Consider the following 15,997-nt stretch of genomic DNA (forward strand, 5'->3'; position numbering starts at 1 on the left):
CTTCATCTCCTTCACCTATTCCAAGAGCTTCTAAGGCTATAACTAATGCATCCGTTCCATTTCCTACAGATATGCTATGCTTAACCCCTATATATTCACTAAATTCTTTCTCAAATTCTTTCACATTTTCACCCATAATATATTGGGCTGAAGTAAGCACTTCATAAACTTTTTTGTTTGCTTGCTCACTTATAATTTCATATTGTTTCTTTAGATTTATCAATGGTATTTTCAATATATTCACCAACTTTCGAATAATTAATTAAAACTTATAGTTAATAGTTTTATATGATGCTTAAATCACCTTTTTGATTTGACCATTAACTTCTTTTTTCAATAGTAAATATAACTTTATCTATATCTTATAAATCGTTTTTTAGCAATCCTATAAGATAATCTTTAAAATCATATTTTAAGTCATCCCTTTTTAAAGCAAATTCAACTGTTGCTTTAAGAAATCCTAATTTATCTCCCACATCATACCTTCTGCCTTCAAATATATAAGAATACATATCTTCTTTAGCAGCTAATTCTCTCAACGCATCTGTCAACTGGATTTCTCCACCTGAACCTGGTTTAGTACGTTCAAGAATATCAAATATATCTGGTGTAATAATATATCTACCTAAAATTGCAATATTTGAAGGTGCTTCTTCTATATTTGGCTTTTCTATAAGATCTTTTACCTTATATAATCCCTCTTCAACACATCTTCCTGAAACTATACCATACTTATTTACATTATTCCTTTCTACTTCTTGAACTCCAAGTATAGTAACTTTGTACTTATCGTATACGTCCATTAATTGTTTCAAACAAGGTTTAGTCTTTGAGTCTACAACATCATCCCCAAGTAATACTGCAAATGGCTCATTTCCTATAAACGTCTTAGCACAATATATTGCATGTCCAAGTCCTTTAGGTTCTTTCTGTCTTATATAATGAATATTAACCATATTTGATATATTTTTCACTAAATGTAATAACTCTTTTTTATTCTTTTCCTCTAGCTCTAATTCCAATTCTACAGATTTATCAAAATGATCTTCTATAGCTCTTTTATTTCTCCCTGTTATAATCAATATATCTTCTATCCCTGATTCTATTGCTTCTTCAACTATATATTGAATAGTAGGTTTATCCACTATTGGTAACATCTCTTTTGGTTGTGCTTTTGTTGCAGGCAAAAATCTAGTTCCTAGACCCGCTGCTGGAATTATAGCTTTTTTAATAGTCACAATACCACCTCTTTAATCTTTTTTAATTTTCTCTATGTTCACTACCAATTTCTTCACCAATTTAAATTTAAACTAATTATTAATCTACTTTGATAACTCCTTAATCTTAGCAACTATCACTTTATAACTTTCTTTCCTATCGAAATATTTTTCTGCAAGAAGTCTGGAATTTCTCGAATATTTTTCCATTCCTTTTTTGTCTTCTATCATATTTAAAATTGCATTCTTTAACGAATAAACATCTCCTGGAGTATAATTAATACCTAATTCTTTATTATTTACTAAATCAATAACTTCTTTTTCTTGACATGAGTTCAAAATTGGTAATCCAGCAGATACATAATCTCCAAGTTTATTTGTTATCGTTTGTTTTGCACTACTTTTTATAGCATTTAATGCAATATCAGATTTCTTTAAAATTGCCACCATCTTTTCATACTCCATAAAACCATAGAAATATACATTTTTATTATATACGTTTAATTCTTTAGCTAATTTTATCAATTTATCCTCATCTGGTCCTGAACCTAGAATATTTAATTTAATATTTTTATATTCCTTTAGTTCTGCAAATATTTTAATAGCAGTATCTATATCATAACTATGACTCAAAGTCCCTATGTAAGTAATCCATATATCATCTTGACTTTTCATAATTTCATCTTCGTCATATTTCACATTATCAAATTTTTCAAGTTCTGCACCAATATAAACTGATATAAACTCTTTACATTTAGTCCCTTTAACATCGGCTCTTTTCGCATATGTTTCTGATACACCAAAAACAATATCAGCCATACTATAAATCCTATTAGCAAATTTAGTAAAAGGCCACATTAATGTTTTTATAATAAGTTTTTCAGTATCAATAGCTGATGACACAGATTCTGGCCATGTATCTTGTATATCAATTATAAATGGGATATCATTTTCTTTTGCATATTTACCTGCTATATATGAAGAGCTCATTGTAGGATATGCAGCATATATGATGTCAGGTTCTTCTATCTTTTCGATTTGTTTCTTAAGATTATCTCCAAATCTTTTATGGCTTAATGCTCTTTTTACCGATACATTTTTCTCATACCCAGGTTCATGTATAAGTTTAACTTTAAAAGGATATTCTTTTACTATATCACTTGATACATGTGTTTTTTTACCATGTCTAAAATCACTAGTAAAAAGAGTTACATCCATGCCCTCGTTATGTAATCTATTAGCTAAATATTGGAACCTATTTCTGACTCCAACCATTTTTATATTTGAAAATGGCGCCACAATCCATACCTTTTTCATTAGATTAAGTCCTCCTTTTATTAATAGCAATTTCTTACAATCTTTTAAGTTGTTTGTACAAGTTTAGAAAAATATCTCTCTGCTATAAAAAATTTGATATTTTAAACTCAAATAGCTATTTACAAATATTTTTTTGGAAAATTATTTTTAATTGTCTTGTTATCCTTTACAAATCTACTTATTAATCCTAAAAATATCCAAAACTTCAAATCAGTAATATAGGAACTACTTACCATTAAGTGAATAAATCCTATGCTAAACCAAATAGCAATAAAGTTTGATACATATTTATTGCTTGTGAATAACGCTTTAAAACTTATAAATATTAATGAAAGTAATAAAGCTCCTCCAAGTATTATACCAAAGTTTGCAAGTATTTCAATTATGATATTATGAGCATAAGTTCCATTTATGACACTTCTATCTCCAGCTAATCCTATACCTGAAATAGGATTATTCTTTATTTCTTGTATCACCTTTTCGTACAAACGATCTCTACCGCTTAAATCTATTTCATCTTTTAAAAATAGCTCTATGCTTCTACTACGTATTTCAAAGTTTAATAGCAAGTTATACAAACTCTCTAGTATAGTATCAAAATAAAATAAAACAATAAGCCCAATGGCAGTAATCATTAAATATATAGCAATTGTTTTATAGTTTAAGTCTTTAGATATATTAATAACTTTAAGTATAGTAAATACACCAATGCACATAATAGGACCTCTAGAACCTAACGCTAAAATAACAAATAGTGACATCATAGAAATGAAAAGCGACTTAAAACTGAATTTTTCTAAAAGTTCATCCATATATACTATAGTTGGCAACAACATATAGTAAGCTAATGGCATACTATATGTACCAATAGAAATAATCTTAACAAAAACCATTACTGCAATTGTTGAACCTGTAATAAAAACTAATATGCTTGTCTTTTTCATTACTCCCTTTAAAACGCTCCAGTCATTAATACTATAACTATAAATTAATGCCGGAAGACAAGTAAAAAAGTATGGAAATATTATGTTTTTTAAATAAATTCTATTATCTATAAAAAACATATAATTAAATAAAAATATTAAAATTGAAACAATATAAACACTAATAAACTCTCTTTTATTTCTTTTTAATACTATTGGTAGTGCTATAAGATAAAAGATTCCTACAATAATTTTTGATAATAATTGTATATTACCAGCATATGATGTCTTCCTAAGATTGAAGTATCCAAGTATAAAATATTGTACTGTTAATATAGCAAAATATGACATAAGCGCTATACTAATTTTTTTGTCTTCTATTATATTCTGATTTACATTTTGGGTCATTTCCTGATCCATATTTAATCTCACCTTTAATTTCTATTCTTTATATAATAATATAGGACTTTCTCCATAAAAGTTTTTGATTTATTATGATATATTTGTTCAAATTTATTTATAAAAAATGTTTATAAGTAAATAGCATGTCCAATTTACTAATGATTTATTTTTATACAAGTTCTTTCTCTTCTTTTCTATCATTATAATAACTATAGTTATTATAATAATATTTATAGTAGTTATCATTTTTTATAATAACCTTATCCAGAATTATTCCTAAAATATTTGCATTTACTTTATCAAGAAGTTCTTTCCCTTTTTTGATATCATCTATATCCGTTTCTCCTGCTGAACACACTAGAATAGTACCATCAACGTTAGTAGAAAGCGCAACAGAGTCCGTAACTCCCCCCACAGAAGGTGAATCTATTATAATAGTATCATATTCTTTACTTATCTCTTCTAGCAAATCTTTCATATTTCTTGATGATAACAACTCGGCAGAATTAAATATAGGTAACCCTGAAGTTAATACATGGAGATTCTTTTCTGATTTATCTTCATAAATAACCTCTCTATAATCAATATTTTCATTTAAAACATTTGATAATCCATAATCATTCTTTAATTTAAAATAAGTATGAATTTTAGGTTTTTTTAAATTTCCATCTATTAATAAGACTTTACCTTTTGTTCTAGCTATAGTACTTGCTATGTTTGTGGATATTAGACTATTACCTTCATTAGGATTAAATGAAGTTATTAGTACTGATTTAATTCCATTCCTAGATTGTATAGCATCAATATTTATCATCAAATTTCTATAGTTTTCTGCTGCAAAGGAGTTAAGATTTTTATCCATCATAAAATTTTCTTCTACCTTTTGTATAACTCCTATAACAGGAATATTAAATTTTTTCTCTAAATCCTTAGGACTTTTAATTCTCTTATCCAAATGTTCCAAAAGAAAAACTATAGAACTTCCTACTAAAAGTCCAATTATTCCATGAATAATTATATCTTTTATATCTGATTCTAAATTTGTCTTTAAGTCAGGTACTTGAGCTTTATCTATTACTGTTATATCTTTACTATCACTCATTTTTTTTATATGTTTCATAGAAACTTTCGATATTTCGTTGGCAATCCTTGCTATTTGTTCTGGGTCATTTCCAACAACTTCAATTTTAATTACATCAGTATCAGATACAACATCTACATTTATACTTTCAGACAATTTTTTAATACTTGAATCTAAGTTTAGATTTTTTTTAACTTCATTTATAACCAACTTACTCTTAACTATTTCACTATAAGTATTCATAAATTTTTGATCAAGATATTTTTGATTATTATCTAAGTCATTATTATTTTTAGTTTCATTAACTATTAATGACGTATATGTTTTATAGATTTGCTCTGAATTAAAAGAATTTATCACTACACCGGCCAATATAAATATAATCGTTGTGAAAATCACTAACCATTTTCTTCTATGTACAATCGAAAAATAATCTCTTAAGGTCAGTTCTTCCATTTTTTTACCTCCCATATTTCAAGTGTCTATTTTAATTAGAATTATTTAATGTTACTGTTATTTTATCTATATATTTTTTTTTATTATTATCTTCTACTTTATCAACCTTTTCTTCCTTACAAATTTCATAGGTAGGAACTATCTTTTTTATACTTTGTTTTATTTTTTCTATATCCCCAGTATTCGTTATATCTTTAAGTTTTTCTAATTCTTCTATTAAATAATTATAATCTGTAAATATAGGCTTACCTATAAATATCTTATTGTGACCAGTATCTGATATACCTTCCTCGTCTAATAGAAGCTCTTCGTATAGCTTTTCTCCTGGCCTCAACCCAGTTATTTCTATAGGTATATCTACATCTGGTTCAAAGCCTGAAAGTCTGATTAAATCTTTTGCTAAGTCCATAATTTTAACAGGTTCACCCATATCTAGTATAAATATTTCTCCACCTTTAGCCATAGAACCTGCTTGAAGTACCAACTGACAAGCTTCTGGTATAGTCATAAAATATCTTATGACTTCTGGATGAGTAACTGTCACAGGTCCCCCTTCAGCAATCTGTTTTTTAAATAAGGGTATAACGCTTCCGTTACTTCCTAATACATTACCAAATCTTACAGCTACAAATTCTGTACTACTTTCTTTGTTTATAGATTGAATGATCATTTCACATATTCTCTTTGTAGCTCCCATAACATTTGTAGGATTTACTGCCTTGTCCGTAGATATCAATACAAATTTCTTAACATCATATCTATCAGACGCTTGGACTACATTTAAAGTTCCAAATACATTGTTTTTAATAGCTTCTTCTGGATTTTCTTCCATTAGTGGCACATGTTTATGGGCTGCTGCATGAAAAACCACATCTGGTTTTTCACTTTGTATTATTTCTTCTACTCTTTCTTTATCTCTAACAGAGGCAATTAACACTTTTAGATTTAAATCATCATATTTTCTTAAGAGTTCATTCTGTATATCATAAGCATTGTTTTCATATATATCCAATATTATAAGTTCTTCTGGTCCAAATCTAGCTATCTGTCTACATAACTCTGAACCTATGGAGCCTCCTCCACCTGTTACTAACACTCTCTTATTCTCTATATATCCACATATCTTATTCATATCTAAACATATTTCTTCCCTACCTAAGAGGTCTTCTATTTCAACGTCCCTTATTTCTTTTATGCTAACTTGTCCATCTATTAATTCATATATACCAGGTACTATTTTAGTTTTACAGCTAGTCTTTCTAGTTTCATTTACTATTTCCCTTATTTCTCTTTTATTAGCAGATGGAATAGCTATGATTATTTCATCAATACTTTCATCTTTACATACCTTCGGTATATCTTTCCTGGTACCAACTATGGGAACGCCATTGATACTTTGACCTTGTTTAGTTAGATCATCATCTACTATGGCTACTGGCAAACTATTTAATCTTTGATGATTTCTCAACTCTTTTATAATCATAGAACCTGCTGAGCCTGCACCTACTATTAATACACGCTTACAATGTGCTGCATATTTAGGTACGCCATTTTTAACACGACTTAATGCTCTATAGCTAAACCTAACTCCTCCTATTAAAGCCATATCTAAAACAGGGGTCATTAAATATATACTTCTTGGTAGCTTTGCTTCAGATAATGTCATATATGCAATAACTATTGCATTTGCTACTATTGAAGCTAAGACTATCTCTATCATTTCATCAATACTAGCAAACTTCCAAATACTTTTATATAGTTTAAAAAAGTAAAATACAACTATCTTTATTAAACTTATGGCTATAGCATTATTTATATAGTTTTCCATAAAAAATTGGGGAATTCGACCATCAAATCTTAAATATAGTGCTAAAATATAGGCTAGATTTATTAGAACTATATCTAAGAATATAAGAATAATATTTCTTTTTTTCATATATATCCCTTCTCTTTAAATATTTTGATTAGCTATAGCCTCTTTTATCTTTTCAACTACATAGTCTATTTCTTCTTCTTTTAAATTGTTGTAAAATGGTAATGCTATACTCCTATTTCCTATATCATAAGTTATAGGATAGTCTTCTCCTTCTACTCCCATCATTTCCTTTATATATGGTTGTATATGGATAGGAGTAAAGTATGGTCTACAGCCTACACCATTTTCTTTTAAATAATCCATTACTTTTTCTCTATCTATGCCTTTGTCTACTTGTATTACATATACAAACCAACTCATCCTTGTTACATTTGGATGGATATATGGTATATTTACACCTTCTATATTGATTAGTTTTTTATTATACATTTCAGCTACTTTATTCCTTTTATCAAGTATTTCATCTAGTCTTTCCATTTGTACTACACCTAAAGCTGAATGTAGTTCACTTAATCTATAGTTATAGCCTAGTCTTTCGTGATGGAGCCAAAAGCCAGTTATAGCTCTTCCTTGGCTACGCATGCTTCTACACATTTCTGCTATATGATCATCGTTTGTAACTATCATTCCACCTTCTCCGGTGGTTATTTGCTTATTTGGATAAAATGCAAATACTGCTCCATCTGCAAGTTGTCCTGCTTTCACACCTTTGTATTCAGAACCAATGGCTTCACAAGAATCTTCTATGATTTTTAATCCATATTTGTCTGCTAATTTTCTCAATTTTATCATATTCAAAGGTTGGCCAAAAACATCTACAGGTAGTATTGCTTTTGTTTTATCTGTTATCTTTTCTTCTATTTTATCTATATCTATATTAAATGTCTTTGGATCTATATCTACAAATACAGGTGTTGCCCTTTCAAAAAGTATACAATTAGTCGAGGACACAAAACTAAAAGGGGTAGTTATTACTTCATCTCCTTCACCTATATCCATAGCCTTTATAAGTAAATGAAGTCCACTAGTTCCACTATTTACACCAATAGCATGCTTCACACCTAATAATTCTTTAAATTTTTCTTCAAATTCTTCAATTTTAGGACCTATACTTAGCATTCCTGACTCCATAACTTCAACTACTGCATCTATTTCTTTTTGAGTAATATCTGGTCCTGATAAATTAACTTTCATTTTTACACCTCACATTTATTAAAATTTTATATCATATCTTTTTCTCGTAATATAAATTCCCCAATGTATAAGATAGGATGGAGCAAAAGGATTACTAGCGACATGATCTAAGTTTACTTTCATTTTAATATTTAACCTTAACTTCTTAAATAAATAGTTACAATATATTGGAAATGTCCCTAATATATATTTAATTACCTCTTTATTGTTCTTTAGTAATCTCTCTAATGATTTATTCCTTTTATAGTATTCACAGAATGAAGCAAATGAAGTGGATGATATACGTTTTTTTATTCTATTTAAATTATCAAATTGATAATTAAAGCCAGCTCCGCTTTTTGTATTTCCAAAGGCCGATCTAGGAACTCCATTTTCTTCTAGTATCCTTCTAGGAATTGGTTTATCATATTTACCCCCTATACTCCATTTTTCCATTTCTTCTGAATTACTTATTTTATAAATAGATGGCCAATTAAGAGCACCATAAAATGGAACTGGAACATTAATATATCCTACTCTTAATCTATTTTCGTAAAGAGTCGTTGAAGCAATATTCTCATTTTCGTATTTGATTTCTCTATTTACTAATTCATTATGTCTTCCCCAGAATAAATCTCCATTGACACCAGTCAATACAAGATTTTTTTTATATTCTTTTTCAAAAGAAGAAAATACTATTCCTGTTCCTAATTCTCCTGAAGATAGAAACTCTGCTTCAATAAAATCTGTTCTCTCCATATAATCATTTGCATTTTTAGCTATAATATTTTCATATCCTAGCATTTTAGCAATATCGGTTCCATCGTCTTTTTCATATTTTTTAGGTCTATTTAATGTTACTGCAGTATTGCAACCAATCTCCTTACCTAAAGCTGCACATGCCGATGAATCATATCCTTTAGATATAGTAGTAACTACGCCATATCTTACCTTTCTTTTAGCACAGTTTGAATTTTCTTTTAGCATTTTTAAACAATTTTTTAAAGAAGAATAATAATCATCAAAGTTAATAAAGTCTTTTCTTTGATTTTTCTTTTCTTTTTTAATGTTTAATTTATTATTACACACTATATTGCAGTAATAATATAGTTCTACATATCTACCATCTTCCAAAGGAATTTTAGATTTGTAATCATTAATACCTTTTAATATTGAAGCAAAATCTTTTTCATAGCCTATATATTCAATATCTAATTTTTTATTTGCTGCTTCCAATACAAAAGCCAACGAATTAGAAACAAATATTTTATCATTATCCCTGATAATATGCAATCTTTCAAGGGTATGGTTAGGAGTTGAAAATATAATTTTATCATTATCTATTTTTGCTCCTGAGCCCATAAAAAAAGTTGATTCATTAAAGTTTCCTTTTTCGAATTTGTCATCCCATGAACCTTCTACAAAAAAATCATCAAATGTTTCTACCCATAATCCACAATATATATCTATATCTTCTTTATCTTTCTCTAATATAGCACACCATGAAAGTTTAGGTAACTCATTATATATATGGTATATAAAGTTCATTTCTTAATTTCCCCTTGTCCTATTTTATTTCTGATAGCTTTTATGAAGTTATTTTATTATTAATGTATCATGTTTTAGCATGTAAATACCATCTCTATAATTTCCAATATTTCTTTTATTTGCAATTCCTTCTAGATTGTTTTTTATATATTGTGGAAAATTTTCTCCACATTCATAAGCTAATAAATAACCTCCGCCAAATCTTGGGTTTACTTCAGAAATATAGTACTCCCCATTTACTTCAAATACATCTACATCAATTGGACCAATTGTTCCAAGTTTTTTTACAAATTCATCTATTATATTAAATAGTTTTTCATCAATTATAGATACAGCTTTATCTGTTTCTCCTGCTCTCATCTTGATTTTTTCTTTTGCAAATATAGACACTATCTCTTTAGAAATTATATCTACATATACATCTATACCATATTCTTTTCCATCTAAAAATTCTTGTATCAACAATTCATTATCTTTGGATTTCAATATAACAAGAATTTCAAAATCGTCAATTTTATTTATCCCTAAACTTGCACTACCCTTCCTAGGTTTTACAAAAACAGGTAAGTCTATATTATCCATATTATAATCTTCCTTAAAAGCTATTAAACTATCATAGGTTTTAGCAGTTTTAAATCCATTGTTAACTAAAAACTTGTACATATTCATCTTATCAAAACAAGTTTCTACAACATCATAATCTGATATAATCACCTTTGTACCTATTTCCTCAAATTCATCCCTATGATAGGATAGTAGACTTAGCTCTGGATCAATCAAGGATAATATACCATCTATTTCCTCGTTCTTACATATTTCTTTTATAGTAGATAGATATTCTGGATCATCTATTCTAGGAACTATATAGTATTTATCAGCAATATATAGGGCTGGTGCCAGTGTATCACAATCAGTAACTATTACTTTTCCATCATCTTTAAATTCATTTTTAAAATACTCCACTAATTTTGTTCTACGTCCTGCGCTGGTTATAAGTATATTCATATCTGATTTTACCTCGCAATCTATTTATTATCCTTAAATTTATATGTATAGTTAAAAACTAAAGGTAATCCTCCAGAATGTATAAATAATACATTTTTACCTTTAAGATTTTTATTCTCTAAGTAACTTAACATTCCATAGAAAGCTTTGCCAGTATATATTGGATCTAATAGTACTCCTTCAGTTTTAGCAACATTTTTAATAGTATCTAGTACATTCCCATATATATCTCCATAGCCTTCTCCTATATAACTATCTAAAAATATTATATCATCTTCACTTATATCTAAAGGTATATTCTTTGCTTTTATATATTCACAAACACTATCATATATAACTTTTTTTCCTCTTTCTTCTTTTCTTGCTACACTAATCCCAATTATCTTTTCCTTATTTTCGTATAATTTATTTCCAATAACTAATCCTGCTTGAGTAGTGCCTGTTCCTGATGCTAAAAATATATAATCAAAATCAATATTTAAATCTTTCCTTTGATTTTCTATTTCTTCATAGGCTTTTACGTACCCATGAGTTCCTATAGGCCCATGTCCCCCACCTGGAATAAAGTAGGGATTATAACCTTCTAGTCCTAGTTTTTCCATTGTTTCATCTATTATACTACTAACATTGTCTACTTCAGACCATATGATATCTGCATCTAATAAATCGTATAGAAAATAATTTCCATTATAACTTATTTCCATATTTCTTTCAGGCTTAGCTAATATTAGGGTACAAGGTATATTGTATTTTGAGGCAAAAGCTGCCGTAATTCGACAGTGATTTGATTCTTTTGAGCCATATGTAACGATGTAATTATGCCCATTATTTAATATTTCTTCTATAAAATATTGTAGTTTTCTAGCTTTGTTTCCTCCACATACTGGATCAGTCATATCGTCTCTTTTTATATAAATATTGTTTGTCTTAAAGCTATCCAATTTATATAATGGGGTATTTCTAAAAATAAACTCTTTCCTATTCACAGCTAAAGTCTCCTTCCAATCTCCAATAGTATAAGATACTGTTCTTAAATAATTTTATAATATTTATAAAACTTTTCTACTCTACTATCCGTCAATAATGGCCTATGAACTTGTAATACATTTACTCCACTACAGTTATTAGCTTCTATAATTAAGATATTTCCATCCTTAGTAACTACTACATCCCAACCAACATATTTTAAAAATGGCATCCCTTTTGCCAACGAAAGTATCTTTTTAACTATCAATTCCCATTTCGGTATTTTTACACCTTCTATTTGTTCTCCTGTATCTGGATGGTTACTGTACCATTCCATTTCATTTTTCATTGGTTTGCGAGTAGCTTTACCCAATATACCTGTATCAATATCTACTTCTGCACTAAGTCCTCCCTTATTCCAATTATCAACATTTCCTGCCTCGCTTGTCCCAAATCTATGTACAGCTATTGGGATAAAAATCTCCTGCGTATAAGGATCTTCCATAGTTATTATCCTAATTGTATTTACTGATTCCCGAAATATTTTTGCTGAGTACTCATGCTGTTCAATATACTCTGTAACAATATACTTATTTAAACTATCTATTAATGATTTTATATTTTCTTCTTTAAAAATAGTATCATTAAAATAAATATTACCATTTAAATATTTACATATATATATACCAGAACCGCCATCTGAATTTATATAAGGCTTTAAGACTACTTTCCCCTTATTTTTAATATAAGCAATCAGCTCTTCACTACTACATATAAGAGATTCGTTAGTCTTATTGGTATAAGGATATATTTTCCCATCTAATATTACTGAATATATAGCAGGTGTTTTTATATATCCATTAGTCATATTGTCAAATATGATTTTATTGTTTAGTATAACCGCATTATCACCATTTATAAATCTAGTTTTTTTCCGTTCATAATCAGATATATAATCCTTATAGTTATTATTTTTAAGATCATATAAAAAATAAGAACGACTTAAAAAACCTTTGCTTATACATTTTATTCTGATTCTAAAAGGAACCTTTATATTAGATTGCATATCCTCAACTAATATAGCAACTTTAGATCTAAATAATAAATATTTTCTATGCAACCCAATCAAATTATCACTCCTTAAAATTAAATAGTATTGTCTCTTATATATTCTTTTTTTAAGATACTCATAACAACACGATTTCTATATTCTCCATGGCTATAAACATCTTCTCTTAGTACGCCTTCTATTTTAAATCCAGCGCTTTCATTTACTTTAATCATTTTTTTGTTCTCTTCCCAAACATAGGAATATACTTTATTAAGCCCTAGTTGCATAAAAGCATATCTTAAAATTATAGCCCTTATTTCTCTAGCATAGCCTTTGCCCCAACAATCTGTTTCACCTATTCCCATATAAGATTCCGCTTTGGAATTTTTTATATCAATATCTAACAGTCCACCATAACCAATAGGTCTGTCATCTTCTATTAAGCAAACTATAAAATCTTTTCTATTACTGTTTGTAGCCACACTATTTAACCAATGTCTTGTCCCTACTTCTGATATTGGATAGTCAAAGTTTAGTGTAGCATTTACATCTGGGTCATTTATCCACTTTACTTTATATGGAACATCCTTTTCTTCCATTAGTCTTAAATACAATCTATCGCTTTTTAACATATTATAACACCCCTAATTGTATACTATTTATTTGAATATATAGCTTTTTTATTAAATGCATAGCCTATAGTTTTAAATATTATCTTTATATCTAAAAGCAAACTAAAATTTTCAACATATTTTATATCATATTCTATTCTTTCATCCCAAGTTAATGTATTTCTGCCGTTGACTTGAGCATAACCTGTTATACCAGGAAGAACAGTAAACCTCATTTTTTGCTTTTCTGAGTAGTCTTCGTATTTATGTGGATGATATGGTACCGGTGGTCTTGGTCCAACAATGCTCATTTCTCCTTTTAATACATTTATAAGTTGAGGTAATTCGTCTAAACTTGTCTTCCTCAAAAAACCTCCTACTTTCGTTATCCTAGGATCAGATTTACTAGTGTATATTCCTGAGCCTATTTTTTCTGCATTTGGAACCATAGTTCTAAATTTATATATCAAAAAAACCTCTCCATCTTTACCAAGCCTCTCTTGTTTAAAAAACACTGCACCTTTTGAATCTATTTTTATACATATGGCTATTATTAAAAATAATGGTGACAAAATAATTAAAGCGATAAGACTTAACAAAAAATCAAATATTCTTTTTATTAGTATCATTGTTATCTCCCTCAAAATACTGTAGTTTTCATTTAACTGTTATTTTAATATATATTTTCCATAATATTAATAATTTATTATCATATCATATATAAACTTAGACTATATCTTTATAGGATTTTTTACTTCAATTTCAATTTTAATTTTAATCTATCAATAATAAAATTTATCTCTTCTATTTTAAATAAATAGCATAGTCCAAAGTAAATAACTGATCCTATTCCTACTGACAATAGGAAAGCAATTAAATCCAATATTTTCTTGACACCTAATATTGGGGAAAGCCCACTGTATATTGCATAGACTATAACTCCCATAATTATAGAGGCAATTATAGACTTTATAAAACAGGATAGGTAGTTTTTTATATCTATATTGCCTAATTTCTTTCTTAAACTATTAATTAAAAGTAGGGTTGTAAAAATCGCCGATATACTAGTTGCTAAAGCTAATCCTCTATGCGCCATAAATCTTACCAATATCAAATTTAATCCTATATTTATTCCTACAGCTATAGCACCATTTATCATAGGAGTTCTTGTATCTTGTAGTGAATAAAATACTCTATTTAGCATAATTTTCAAAGCCATTCCTACCATTCCAATTGAGTAAAATATTACAGCTTGAGAGGTCATAAGAGTTGCTGTACTATCAAAAGCACCTCTTTGGAAGAATATCCTAACAAAAGGCTCTGCAAGCACTATAAGTCCTATAGTAGCTGGTATAGTTACTATAAGAACTATATTTATACCATAGCTCATAATTTCCTTTAAAGATTCCATATTCTCTTCATTAGATGCTTTAGAAAGCATTGGAAAAATAACTGTAGCTATAGCCATAACAAATACTCCCAATACTATACTATTAATTCTGGATGCATAAGTAAGTGCAGATATACTACCTTTAGTAAGACCAGAAGCCAGGGATTTGTCTACTATTACATTTAGTTCGTTTATAGCTGAACCTATTAATACTGGAATAGTAAGTGCTAAAGCTTTTCTTAAGTACCTATCTTTAAGATCTATTTTAAATCTATACTTATATCCTAGTCTTTTTGCTGAAGGTATTTGAATGAGTACTTGAGACAGTGCTGCTACTACACTAGAAACCATAAGACCTACTATCCCATATTTGCTAGCCAATGCTAGTAAGAAACCTATATATATTAAGTTAAATGGTAAACTCATTGCAGCTGGTGCTGTAAAGCTTTCACTACTTTCTAAAAAGCCTTTAAATATATAGGTCATTCCCATGAATAATACTATTGGAATCCCTATTCTATTTAATTTCACTGCCAAGTCAAATTGCTTACCTTCAAATCCTCTAGCTACAACTTTTATTATAGCAGGTGAAAATATCCATCCTAATATCATTATAATAATAGCTATAAAAAATACTACGTTTAATATATTGTTCATATAGTCTATTTTTCTTTCTTTACCATGTTTAACTTCTATTTCTGAAAATAAGGGGATAACTGTAGTGTTTATTGCCGTCCCTACCATAGTCATAATCATTGTAGTTGCTGTCATAGCTATGAAATATGTATCTGTTTCCCAACCTGAACCAAATTTCTTAGCTATCAATACTTCTCTTAAAAATCCTAAGAATTTACTTGCAAGGGTGAAAAACATTATTATAGCTGCGGATTTTGCTGCTTTTTTAGCTTTGCTCATATTTTTTCCTCCTGTTAAAAACTATGTCTTAAATAGTAGAAAAATATATCTACATAATATTACCTT

14 protein-coding genes are annotated in these 15,997 nt (G+C 28.3%); all 14 read right to left on the reverse strand.

Annotation, left to right across the window (positions count from 1 at the left end):
* Positions 1-235 (reverse strand): DegT/DnrJ/EryC1/StrS family aminotransferase (locus tag FYJ27_RS11750; RefSeq protein WP_195839131.1); only part of this gene is annotated, 235 nt, incomplete at its 3' end.
* Positions 236-362: 127 nt separating this feature from the next.
* Positions 363-1,238 carry a UTP--glucose-1-phosphate uridylyltransferase GalU gene (gene galU / locus FYJ27_RS11755; protein ID WP_412030659.1) on the reverse strand — a complete coding sequence of 292 codons (876 nt, stop codon included), beginning with the start codon at positions 1,236-1,238 and terminating at the stop codon, positions 363-365.
* Between the two features lie 84 nt (positions 1,239-1,322).
* Positions 1,323-2,534: a glycosyltransferase family 4 protein gene (locus tag FYJ27_RS11760; RefSeq protein ID WP_154485016.1), complete on the reverse strand. Its 1,212-nt coding sequence runs from the start codon at positions 2,532-2,534 to the stop codon at positions 1,323-1,325.
* A 119-nt stretch (positions 2,535-2,653) separates the two neighbouring features.
* Positions 2,654-3,877 (reverse strand): O-antigen ligase family protein, encoded by a 1,224-nt coding sequence (locus tag FYJ27_RS11765; RefSeq protein ID WP_154485017.1) that lies wholly within the window; start codon positions 3,875-3,877, stop codon positions 2,654-2,656.
* A gap of 151 nt (positions 3,878-4,028) precedes the next feature.
* Positions 4,029-5,396 carry a tyrosine-protein kinase domain-containing protein gene (locus FYJ27_RS11770; protein WP_195839132.1) on the reverse strand — a complete coding sequence of 456 codons (1,368 nt, stop codon included), beginning with the start codon at positions 5,394-5,396 and terminating at the stop codon, positions 4,029-4,031.
* A gap of 31 nt (positions 5,397-5,427) precedes the next feature.
* Complete coding sequence (locus tag FYJ27_RS11775; protein ID WP_154485019.1) at positions 5,428-7,332, reverse strand: polysaccharide biosynthesis protein; 1,905 nt, start codon at positions 7,330-7,332, stop codon at positions 5,428-5,430.
* Positions 7,333-7,347: 15 nt separating this feature from the next.
* Entirely contained in the window at positions 7,348-8,466 is a 1,119-nt protein-coding gene (locus FYJ27_RS11780; protein WP_154485020.1) for a DegT/DnrJ/EryC1/StrS family aminotransferase, read from the reverse strand.
* An 18-nt stretch (positions 8,467-8,484) separates the two neighbouring features.
* Positions 8,485-9,993: a hypothetical protein gene (locus FYJ27_RS11785; protein WP_154485021.1), complete on the reverse strand. Its 1,509-nt coding sequence runs from the start codon at positions 9,991-9,993 to the stop codon at positions 8,485-8,487.
* A 48-nt stretch (positions 9,994-10,041) separates the two neighbouring features.
* Complete coding sequence (locus FYJ27_RS11790; protein ID WP_154485022.1) at positions 10,042-10,998, reverse strand: ATP-grasp domain-containing protein; 957 nt, start codon at positions 10,996-10,998, stop codon at positions 10,042-10,044.
* 20 nt (positions 10,999-11,018) lie between these two features.
* Complete coding sequence (locus FYJ27_RS11795; protein ID WP_154485023.1) at positions 11,019-11,984, reverse strand: 1-aminocyclopropane-1-carboxylate deaminase/D-cysteine desulfhydrase; 966 nt, start codon at positions 11,982-11,984, stop codon at positions 11,019-11,021.
* A gap of 44 nt (positions 11,985-12,028) precedes the next feature.
* Complete coding sequence (locus FYJ27_RS11800; protein ID WP_154485024.1) at positions 12,029-13,093, reverse strand: sugar-transfer associated ATP-grasp domain-containing protein; 1,065 nt, start codon at positions 13,091-13,093, stop codon at positions 12,029-12,031.
* A gap of 17 nt (positions 13,094-13,110) precedes the next feature.
* Complete coding sequence (locus FYJ27_RS11805; RefSeq protein WP_154485025.1) at positions 13,111-13,647, reverse strand: GNAT family N-acetyltransferase; 537 nt, start codon at positions 13,645-13,647, stop codon at positions 13,111-13,113.
* Between the two features lie 23 nt (positions 13,648-13,670).
* Positions 13,671-14,255 (reverse strand): sugar transferase, encoded by a 585-nt coding sequence (locus FYJ27_RS11810; RefSeq protein WP_195839133.1) that lies wholly within the window; start codon positions 14,253-14,255, stop codon positions 13,671-13,673.
* Positions 14,256-14,377: 122 nt separating this feature from the next.
* Positions 14,378-15,931 (reverse strand): murein biosynthesis integral membrane protein MurJ, encoded by a 1,554-nt coding sequence (gene murJ, locus FYJ27_RS11815; protein ID WP_154485027.1) that lies wholly within the window; start codon positions 15,929-15,931, stop codon positions 14,378-14,380.
* Between the last annotated feature and the right edge of the window lie 66 nt (positions 15,932-15,997).

This window comes from Anaerosalibacter bizertensis (assembly GCF_009696605.1).
Classification (GTDB): Bacteria; Bacillota; Clostridia; order Tissierellales; family Sporanaerobacteraceae; genus Anaerosalibacter; species Anaerosalibacter bizertensis.

What these genes read in the sequence shown, in the direction of transcription:
- FYJ27_RS11760 (WP_154485016.1), bottom strand. Translation starts at nt 2,534, where the DNA reads ATGAAAAAGGTATGGATTGTGGCGCCATTTTCAAATATAAAAATGGTT.
- FYJ27_RS11765 (WP_154485017.1), bottom strand. Translation starts at nt 3,877, where the DNA reads ATGGATCAGGAAATGACCCAAAATGTAAATCAGAATATAATAGAAGAC.
- FYJ27_RS11770 (WP_195839132.1), bottom strand. Translation starts at nt 5,396, where the DNA reads ATGGAAGAACTGACCTTAAGAGATTATTTTTCGATTGTACATAGAAGA.
- FYJ27_RS11775 (WP_154485019.1), bottom strand. Translation starts at nt 7,332, where the DNA reads ATGAAAAAAAGAAATATTATTCTTATATTCTTAGATATAGTTCTAATA.
- FYJ27_RS11780 (WP_154485020.1), bottom strand. Translation starts at nt 8,466, where the DNA reads ATGAAAGTTAATTTATCAGGACCAGATATTACTCAAAAAGAAATAGAT.
- FYJ27_RS11785 (WP_154485021.1), bottom strand. Translation starts at nt 9,993, where the DNA reads ATGAACTTTATATACCATATATATAATGAGTTACCTAAACTTTCATGG.
- FYJ27_RS11790 (WP_154485022.1), bottom strand. Translation starts at nt 10,998, where the DNA reads ATGAATATACTTATAACCAGCGCAGGACGTAGAACAAAATTAGTGGAG.
- FYJ27_RS11805 (WP_154485025.1), bottom strand. Translation starts at nt 13,647, where the DNA reads ATGTTAAAAAGCGATAGATTGTATTTAAGACTAATGGAAGAAAAGGAT.
- FYJ27_RS11810 (WP_195839133.1), bottom strand. Translation starts at nt 14,255, where the DNA reads ATGATACTAATAAAAAGAATATTTGATTTTTTGTTAAGTCTTATCGCT.
- murJ (WP_154485027.1), bottom strand. Translation starts at nt 15,931, where the DNA reads ATGAGCAAAGCTAAAAAAGCAGCAAAATCCGCAGCTATAATAATGTTT.